The sequence below is a fragment of the Aminobacter sp. P4_D5 genome (assembly GCF_056401815.1).
The window spans coordinates 1-9,389 of record NZ_JBFUIP010000200.1 but is presented as its reverse complement, the minus strand read 5'-3'; the positions used below and the strand labels follow the sequence as shown (position 1 = coordinate 9,389).

The 9,389-nt window shown below is 61.0% G+C and carries 7 protein-coding genes and 1 pseudogene; 6 read left to right on the top strand and 2 right to left on the bottom strand.

All coding sequences use genetic code 11. The annotated features are described in order from the left end of the window. Positions 1 to 72 precede the first annotated feature (72 nt). Positions 73 to 747, top strand: a complete 675-nt coding sequence (locus AC1DWF_RS27515) for a TetR/AcrR family transcriptional regulator (protein WP_476842287.1) — start codon at positions 73 to 75, stop codon at positions 745 to 747. Between the two features lie 90 nt (positions 748 to 837). Then, positions 838 to 2,730, top strand: a complete 1,893-nt coding sequence (locus tag AC1DWF_RS27510) for a bifunctional sugar phosphate isomerase/epimerase/4-hydroxyphenylpyruvate dioxygenase family protein (RefSeq protein ID WP_476788485.1) — start codon at positions 838 to 840, stop codon at positions 2,728 to 2,730. A gap of 30 nt (positions 2,731 to 2,760) precedes the next feature. Here the strand turns inward: AC1DWF_RS27510 and ppk2 are convergent, their stop codons facing one another. Beyond that, the gene (gene ppk2 / locus AC1DWF_RS27505) at positions 2,761 to 3,858 is read right to left on the bottom strand and encodes a polyphosphate kinase 2 (RefSeq protein WP_476786962.1); all 1,098 of its coding nucleotides are present in this window, start codon (positions 3,856 to 3,858) and stop codon (positions 2,761 to 2,763) included. A 648-nt stretch (positions 3,859 to 4,506) separates the two neighbouring features. Here ppk2 and AC1DWF_RS27500 point away from each other — a divergent pair. Next, positions 4,507 to 5,211, top strand: coding sequence for a GntR family transcriptional regulator (locus AC1DWF_RS27500; protein ID WP_476788486.1), 705 nt, complete (start codon positions 4,507 to 4,509; stop codon positions 5,209 to 5,211). Between the two features lie 122 nt (positions 5,212 to 5,333). Further along, positions 5,334 to 6,296 (top strand): dihydrodipicolinate synthase family protein, encoded by a 963-nt coding sequence (locus AC1DWF_RS27495; protein ID WP_476786960.1) that lies wholly within the window; start codon positions 5,334 to 5,336, stop codon positions 6,294 to 6,296. A 101-nt stretch (positions 6,297 to 6,397) separates the two neighbouring features. Here the strand turns inward: AC1DWF_RS27495 and AC1DWF_RS27490 are convergent, their stop codons facing one another. Then, positions 6,398 to 7,435, bottom strand: coding sequence for an Ldh family oxidoreductase (locus tag AC1DWF_RS27490; protein WP_476842286.1), 1,038 nt, complete (start codon positions 7,433 to 7,435; stop codon positions 6,398 to 6,400). A gap of 149 nt (positions 7,436 to 7,584) precedes the next feature. Here AC1DWF_RS27490 and AC1DWF_RS27485 point away from each other — a divergent pair, with 149 nt between their 5' ends. Then, complete coding sequence (locus AC1DWF_RS27485) at positions 7,585 to 9,102, top strand: aldehyde dehydrogenase (NADP(+)) (protein WP_476789466.1); 1,518 nt, start codon at positions 7,585 to 7,587, stop codon at positions 9,100 to 9,102. Positions 9,103 to 9,284: 182 nt separating this feature from the next. Beyond that, a pseudogene (locus AC1DWF_RS27480) lies at positions 9,285 to 9,389 on the top strand (transporter substrate-binding domain-containing protein); the annotation flags it as partial.

Sequence of the window (9,389 nt, the reverse complement as noted above, 5' to 3'; positions counted from 1 at the left end):
GATTTGATGCACAATGTACGAACTGGTTAGTTTAGTCAACGACCAGAACCGAGGGGCGTGATGGACAGTGAAATGAAGGCGGACAAGCCCAAGAGCCCGCGCAAGGCAAAGGGTGCTGCGACACGCACACAGGACCCCGAAGGCACCCGGCAGAACATCTTGGAAATCGCCTCGGAAGAATTTGCGCTGAATGGGCTGTCGGGCGCCCGCATCGACGAGATCGCAGCGCGCACCCGCTCCAGCAAGCGCATGATCTACTACTATTTCGGCGACAAGGAAGGCCTGTATCTCAGCGCGCTGGAAAACGCCTATCGGCTGGTTCGCGAAGGCGAAGCCAAGCTCGATATCGAAGGCCTTTCCCCTGTTGAAGCGCTGTCGCGACTCGTCGAATTCACCTTCGACCATCACCACCAGCATGAAGAATTCATTCGCATGGTGATGATCGAAAACATCCACCACGGCCAGTTTCTGGAACGCTCAGAAGCCATTCGCGAATTGAATGTGACGGCCATCGACCATATTGCACGCATCTATGCACGTGGCGTCTCGGACGGTGTGTTTCGAGAGGGCATCGACCCGGTCGAACTGCATTGGCAGGTCAGCGCGCTGTGCTTCTTCAATGTCTCCAACCGGGYGACCTTCTCCAAGATCTTTGGCCGCGACTTTGGCACGGAAGATCAATTGGCGCGGCTCAGGCGCAATTCGGTCGATATGGTGGTTCGCTTCGTGATGTGCGAAGCGGCCTGAGCTCGCAAGTAGACACAGCTTGATACCTCTTACGCATACGCATATTGTAAACGAACTAGTTCGTACATTGCGCCCATGTGGGAGGATCAGGTGAAAACTTCGATCGCAACGGTCTCTATCAGTGGCGATTTTGCCGAGAAGCTGGCGGCCATTGCCGCAGCTGGCTTCGACGGGATCGAGATTTTCGAAAACGATTTCCTCGCCTTTGATGGTTCGCCAGCCGACGCCGGCAAGATGGCGCGAGACGCTGGTCTTGCCATCACCTTGTTCCAGCCGTTTCGCGACTTCGAAGGTCTGCCCGAACCGCAGCGCGGCCGCGCCTTCGATCGCGCAGAACGCAAGTTCGATGTCATGCACGAGCTTGGCACCGACCTGATGCTGGTCTGCTCGAGCGTGTCGCCGGTGTCGCTCGGCGGCATCGATCGCGCGGCGGCCGACTTTCGCGAACTTGGCGAGCGCGCAGCCAAACGCGGCCTGCATGTCGGCTATGAAGCGCTCGCCTGGGGCAAGCACGTCAACGACCACCGCGACGCCTGGGAGATCGTGCGCCGCGCCGACCATCCCAACATTGGCCTGATCCTGGATTCTTTCCACACCCTGGCGCGCCGCATCGATGTCTCCTCGATACGCTCGATACCCAAGGACAAGATCTTCATCGTCCAGCTCGCCGACGCACCCGCGATCGACATGGACCTGCTCTATTGGAGCCGCCACTTCCGCAACATGCCTGGCGAAGGCGACCTGCCGGTGCGCGAATTCATGCAGGCGGTTTCAGCGACCGGCTACGACGGCTACCTCTCGCTCGAGATATTCAACGACGCGTTCCGGGGCGGGGCGGCCAAGTCCATTGCCGTTGATGGGCGCCGCTCCCTGGTCAATCTGATGGACCAGGTGCGTCGCGCGGAACCCGCATTGAAAGTCTCGATGCCCGATATGCCGGACCGCATCGCCACACATGGCGTCGAGTTTGTCGAATTCGCTGCCGATCAGGCCGGTGCTGCCGAACTCGACCGCTTTTTGAATTGCCTCGGCTTCAGCAAGATCAGCCGCCACGTCTCCAAGGACGTCGCGCTCTACCGGCAAGGCGATATCAATGTCGTGGTCAACACCGAGCGCGAAGGCTTCGCCCATTCGTCTTTCCTGGTGCATGGCACCTCCGTCTGCGCCATCGGGCTCAAGGTGGAAGATGCTCAGGCGACTGTGGACCGCGCACGCAAGCTTGGCGCCGATCCGTTCGAACAGCCTGTCGGTTCAGGCGAGCTTCATATACCGGCTATCCGCGGCGTCGGCGGCAGCGTGCTCTACTTCATCGACGACAAGTCGCAGCTATCGCACGTCTGGGAGGTCGAATTCCGTTCACTGGACGGCGACACGCCAGTCACGTCGACCGGGCTGACCCGCATCGATCATGTCGGGCAGACGATGGATCACGGCGAGATGCTGACTTGGCTTTTGTTCTACACCTCAATCTTCCAGACGCGCAAAGCGCCGCTGGTCGACGTCATCGACCCCTCTGGCATCGTTCGCAGCCAGGCAATCGAAAGTGACGACGGCGCGCTGCGACTGACGCTCAACGGTGCGGAGAACCGGCGTACCCTTGCCGGCCACTTCATCGCCGAAAGTTTCGGCTCGAACGTGCAGCATCTCGCCTTTGCCTGCGACGACCTCTTCAAAACTGCTGCCGCCCTGAGGGCGCGCGGCTTCGAACCCCTGCAGATTTCACCCAACTATTATGACGATGTGGAAGCGCGTTTCGGCCTTGAGCCGGAACTGGCCGACAGGTTGCGCGAGCACAACATGCTCTACGACCGCGATGAGGGTGGCGAATATTTCCAGCTTTACGCGCCGACCTGGGGCGAAGGTTTCATCTTCGAGATCGTCGAACGTCGCGGCGGCTACAAAGGCTACGGCGCCCCGAACGCCCCGTTCCGCATCGCCGCCCAAAAACGGAATATGCGCCCGAAGGGCATGCCGCGCCAGTGACCCAATTACAAATGGACCGCCGGCCGAAACTCAGCGGGAGGTGCGGCGATTTTCCGGGTGAAGCGTCTTGCCGAGGATCGTCCCGTCGCGTCCGATGACGTGGGCGCTGGCGCCGACGATGAGCGGATCGTGGGCTTCCACGCTGCGTGGGCCATCGCCGTGATAGGGCAACGCGTTCAGGAAATGCCGCATACAGTTCAATCGCGCCCGCTTCTTGTCATCGGATTTGATGATGGTCCAAGGCGCGTCAGCCGTGTCGGTGAAAAAGAACATGGCCTCCTTCGCTTCAGTGTATTCGTCCCACTTGCTAAGGGATGCCTTATCGATCGGTGACAGTTTCCACTGCTTCAACGGATCCGTCTCGCGCTCGGTGAAGCGGCGCGCCTGTTCATTTTTGGTTACCGAAAACCAGTATTTGAACAGCCGTACGCCGGAGCGAACGATCATCCTTTCGAGTTCAGGGCATTCGCGCATGAATTCGAGATATTCATTGGGCGAACAAAACCCCATCACCCGCTCGACGCCAGCGCGGTTGTACCAGGAGCGGTCGAAAAACACGATCTCGCCTGCTGCTGGAAGATGCTGAAGGTAGCGCTGAAAAAACCATTGCGTCCTTTCGCGCTCGGTTGGTTTTTCAAGCGCCACGACCTTGGCAGCGCGCGGATTGAGGTGTTCCATGTATCGCTTGATCGTGCCGCCTTTCCCAGCAGCATCGCGTCCTTCAAACAGGACCACAATCTTCTGGCCGGTCTCCTTGGCCCAACTTTGGGCCTTGAGGAGTTCGACCTGAAGGCGACCCATCTGCTCCAGATAGAGCTTGTTGCTCAGTCCGGCGCGATACGGATACTCGCCTGTTTCAAAGGTGTGACGTATGGCTTCGGGGTTCCTCCGAAGTGAAGGAATGTCGATGTGATGTTCGTTCAACGATGGTGCTGGAGCCGCGTCGGCAAGGCTGATCGCTGTTTCTGCTGCCAGGGGCTGGTCTTGATTTGGAGCGGTCGGATTGACGTCGTCCGCGCCCAGCTGTGTGCGTGCGATCAATGTCTCATCCAGGCTGGGGGCTGTTGTCTCGGCCATAATGCGCGCCTTCTCCGTCTCGCGATGATTGAAGAAGGTAATCGCAGCCATCGGGTATGGAGTTGATCTGGATCAACGAGGTGTAGAGCCGCTCGCAGTTCGCGTTCGGATCGGCCATGATGGCATCACTCGGGTGAAGCTTTCGTGAGAGCCACCGTCGTGGACCCTGTGGCGATATTCCCCAGGGCAGCAATAGAACTAGCGCTCGTTGGTATGAAGGTGGTGAGATGCTCAAAAAACTGAAAGGGGGCAAGCCTGGGGCGATCCAGGCGCCCCCCAAAGGGTGCTAGACAATGCCCCGCGGGGGGTGGTGGCGGGGTACGAAGCATCAGCTAGCAATCAAAATGTACAGGAATATGAATCCATTTCAATTGATTTATGAAAATATCTGAATTGTTTTCTTGTTCTATTTTTGTTGGCTTCCTAGGGAATGGGGTGGTCAATCGGACTCGAGTTGGGGCTTGCTCGGTAGTCTAGACTAGAGGAAGAGGTCCGGCATCCACGGGTGCTGGACCGCTTCTTTGGTATGAAGAGCCAAGCAACTCGCGTCTGCACAAACTCAATTGGTACCGCTGAACTTCCTCAGCAGTGGATGCTTTCGTGCACACGCGGTTACGCCCGAGGCCAACATCCAAGCCATATCACTGTTGATCCACGAGGCAGGGAGAAGTATTTCTCTTGTCGACAAAAGGATTCCAGATGACCAAGACCGAAATCAATTCCATTCCCGAACGCAAGCGAGGCTCAGGCGTAAAGGTCGTCTACGACCTCCTGCGCGACGAGATCCTTGATCTGGTCCTGCCGCCCGGCAGCCCGATCGACGAGGTGCAGCTGGCCGAGCGTTTCAAGATGTCGCGCACGCCGATCCGTGAGGCGCTGGTACGGCTGTCGGGCGAGGGGCTGATCGCTACGCTGCCCAACCGCTCGACAATGGTGTCGAACATCGACTTTCTCAATATGCACACCTATTTCGACGCGCTGGTGTTGATGTACCGCGTGACGACGCGGCTGGCGGCCCAACATCACCGCGCCGACGATCTCAAGATCATTCGCGCCCACCAGGCCGAGTTTGCCGCCGCCGTGCAGGCGCAGGACGCACTCGCCATGATCGCCACCAACGCGGCTCTGCACCAGGCGATCTCGGAAGCCGGGCGCAATCCCTATTTCTCCAGCCTGTTCAATCGGCTGCTCGACGAGGGGCGGCGTATCCTCAGGCTCTATTACCAGTCCTACGACGACCGGCTGCCGCAGCGCTTCGTCGACGAGCATGAAGACATGATCGCAGTCATCGCCGCGCGTGACGTCGAGGCCGCCGACCGGCTGGCCAAGGCGCATGCCGAGCAGATCGTGGACCAGATCCAGAAGCTTTTCACCCGCAATGAGAGGCTTGAAGTGGCGTTGTAAGTTGCCCTCGAATTCTTGTCGACAAATAAAATGCAAAGCGTATAATCGACGGCGAGGGCACGGATACGGCGTCGTTTTGGCGTGGCGGTCGTGCCGATTTCACTGGCCCAGAGGAGTTTGAGATGAAGGCGAAGATTTTCACCGGAGTAATTCCCGCCCTGATGACCCCCTGCAAGGCGGATCGCACCCCTGACTTCGACGCGCTCGTCCGCAAGGGCAAGGAGCTGATCGGGCAGGGCATGTCGGCGGTCGTCTATTGCGGCTCCATGGGTGACTGGCCACTACTGACGGACGCCCAGCGCATGGAGGGCGTGGAACGCCTGGTGAAGGCGGGCATTCCTGTCATCGTCGGCACCGGCGGCATCAACAGCGCCTCGGCGGTGGCCCACTCGGCGCACGCCCAGAAGGTAGGCGCACAGGGCCTCATGGTCATCCCCCGCGTGCTGTCGCGTGGTTCTTCGCTCACCGCCCAGAAGGCGCATTTCAGCGCAATTCTGTCGGCGGCTGCTGATCTGCCCGCAGTCATCTACAACAGCCCTTACTATGGCTTCGCCACCCGCGCCGACCTGTTCTTCGCGTTGCGTGCCGAGCACAAGAACCTCGTCGGCTTCAAGGAATTCGGCGGCAATGCCGACATGCGCTATGCCGCCGAGCACATCACCAGCCGCGATGACGGCGTTTCCCTGATGATTGGCGTTGACACCGCCGTCTTCCATGGCTTCGTCAACTGCGGCGCGACTGGTGCCATCACGGGCATCGGCAACGTGCTACCGAAGGAAGTGATCCACCTCTGCAACCTGTCGCAGGCAGCTGCCGCCGGTGACGTTGATGCCCGCCAGCGCGCGCTAGAGTTGGAGCAGGCGCTGGCCGTGCTGTCGTCCTTCGACGAAGGCGCCGATCTCGTCCTCTATTTCAAGCACATGATGGTGATGAAGGGCGACAAGGAGTACACGCTCCACTTCAACGAGACCGATGCACTGACCGACAGCCAGCGCGGCTACTGCGAGGCGCAGTTCAAGCTGTTCAACAGCTGGTATGGCGAGTGGAGCAAGCTCCCCGGCGCGGTCGAGAAGTACAAGGGCTGATCCATACCCCTGGAAACGAAAAGGCCCTCCCGAGCGATCGGGAGGGCCTTTCTATTTGGGCTGAGGCTTGACGGCGCATCTCGCCCTTGAGTGGCCGTTTCCTATGAAACGGCGTCGAGCCCTTGTGCGAGCAGGCGGTCGAGGTGCTCGATCTCGGCGGCGGTGAGCACGATGCCGTCGGCCTTGGATTTGGCGCGCGCGACATAGCGGCGCTGCGAGGGCAGGCGGGCACCCTGGCCGGCGATCGCCTCGAACAGTGTCTCCGCCCGGGCAAAGGGATTGCCGGGACGGCCGGCGGAGAAAGCTTGCGGCGAAAAGGCCAGGATGAGTTCGCCATGCGGCGGGGCGAGCGTGGTTGTGCCGAGATATTCCAGCACTTCCGGGCTGGTCAGGTCGCCGATCATGATGCCGGCGAGCAGCTCGATCATCGTGCCGATGGCCGAGCCCTTGTGCCCGCCGAAGGGCAGCATGGCGCCGGCGAGTGCTGCCGACGGATCGGTCGTCGGGTTGCCCTCAGCATCAATGGCCCAGCCTTCGGGCAACGGCTTTCCGGCACGGCGGTGCAACTCGATCTCGCCGCGCGCGGCGACCRAAGTGGCAAAGTCAAAGACGTAGGGTGGCTTATCCTCGCGCGGCCAGCCGAAGGCAAAGGGGTTGGTTCCGAGCAACGGCTTGTTGCCACCGGCGGGTGCCACCGATGCGTAGCTGGGGCACATGACAAGACCGGCAAGACCTCGTTCGGTGATGGCCTCGACCTCGGGCCAGAGAGCGGAGAAATGGGTGCAATCGTTGATGACGAGGGCCGCGAGGCCAAAGGAACGGGCGCGCTCAGTGAGCGCCGGTAGGCCAAGCTCGAAGGCCGGGTTGGCGAAGCCGCTTTTGGCGTTGACCCTGACGATGGCTGAACCTTCCTGCAGCAACAGTTCCGGCACGGCGTCCGGCATGACCTTGCCAGCTTTCACCGTACGCAGGGTGCCTTCGATACGGTAAATGCCGTGCGACTTGCAGGCGTCTCTCTCGCCAGCGACGATCACGCGGGCGAGAGCGCCCGACTGGACGGCGTTCAGCCCTGCCTTGCGGAAGATCGCCTCAACGCGCTCATGCAGCGCGTTGACGGACAGGACAGTGGTCTCACTCATTTCGTTTCTCTCATGCTGATCCAGCCCGAGGACGGGCAACGTGGTTGAAATTTTGCATACATAGAGTATACAAATATTCGACAAGCGCAAATCGACCGCAGGTAGTTCGTCGGCGAGCCGCGCACCGGGTATCGAGAAAGGAACCTCATATGGCCTTCACCCCTAAAGGAAAACACCTCGTCGCGGGCGAATGGCTCGATGGTGCCGGCACGTTCGCCAACGCTCCGGCGCATGGCCCGGTGCATCAGTTCGCCGCCGGTACCGTGGATCTGGTCAACCGCGCCTGCGAAGCAGCCGAGGACGCCTTCTGGAGCTATGCCAATTCGTCGCGCCTGGAGCGTGCTGCCTTCCTACGCGCTATCGCCGAGGAGATCGAGGCCCGCGCCGATGCTATCACCGAGATCGGTAGTCAGGAAACCGGCCTGCCGGAAGCGCGCCTTCAGGGCGAACGCGGCCGCACGACCGGTCAGCTCAGGCTGTTCGCCGAACATATCGAAAAGGGCGATTATCTCGACCGTCGCCTGGACGCGGCTCTGCCCGATCGCCAGTCCGCACCGCGCCCGGAGATCCGGCTTATTCAGCGGCCAGTGGGACCGGTGGCTGTGTTTGGTGCCTCGAACTTCCCGCTCGCTTTCTCGACCGCTGGCGGCGACACGGCGGCAGCACTTGCTGCCGGCTGCCCTGTCGTGGTGAAGGGCCACTCAGCGCACCCCGGCACGGGCGAAATCATCGCACAGGCCATTGAAGCCGCTATCCGCAAGACCGGTGTTCACCCAGGGGTTTTTGCGTTGATCCAGGGCGGCAGCCGCGAGGTCGGTCACGCTCTGGTCCAGCACCCGCTGATCAAGGCGGTGGGCTTCACCGGTTCGCTCGCCGGCGGACGCGCGCTGTTTGATCTGTGTGCAGGGCGGCCAGAGCCGATCCCGTTCTTCGGCGAACTCGGCTCAGTCAATCCGATGATGATGATGTCCGAGGCGCTGAAGGCGCGGGCCGAGGCGCTGGGCCAGGGTTGGGCAGGTTCGCTCGCCATGGGCGCCGGCCAGTTCTGCACAAACCCCGGCATTGCTGTGGTGATCGATGGTTCTGACGCCGACCGTTTCATAAGTGCTGCGACCGAAGCGCTCGCCAAGGTCGGCCCGCAGACCATGCTGACCGACGGCATTGCCAAGGCCTATCATGAAGGCACGGCGCGCTTTGCCACGCGCAACACTGTCAAGCCGCTGCTTATGACCGAATCGTCGGGCCGCAGCGCTACGCCCAACCTGTTCGAGACCACGGGCGCGCAGTTCGTCGCCGACCATCTTCTGGGCGAGGAGGTCTTCGGGCCGCTCGGGCTGGTGGTCCGGGTCGACTCGCTCGACGAGATGGAGCAGATAGTGCGCCGCTTTGACGGCCAGCTGACCGCGACCATCCACATGGATGCTGGTGACCTCGAAGCCGCCCGCCGCTTGCTCCCAGTGCTTGAGCGCAAGGCTGGACGGGTTCTGGTCAACGGCTTCCCGACCGGGGTCGAAGTGGTTGATTCCATGGTGCATGGCGGGCCGTATCCGGCCTCGACCAACTTCGGTGCCACCAGCGTCGGCACCATGTCGATCCGCCGCTTCCTGCGCCCGGTTTCCTACCAGAACATGCCGGAAGGCCTGCTGCCCGAGGACTTCCAGGGCTGATCCAGCGCGCTCGCAGACGCGGGCGGGCTTTCCGGTGGGAAGGCCTGCCCGCTGCCGCGCCGAAATGCCGCATTCATATACTTTTTGTATACGCCTTGTATTTTTGAATTGATTTACGCTCTCTGACGCGAAATAGTGCGCCGGCGTCATCTGACGAACCTACTCAGGGAGAGAGTGTAATTATGAAGACTTCGGTCCTCGCCTTCGGCCTCCTGGCCGCCACCGCACTGACCAGCCTGGCTCAGGCCGACAAGTTGGACGACATCATCGCGGCAGGTACGCTGCGC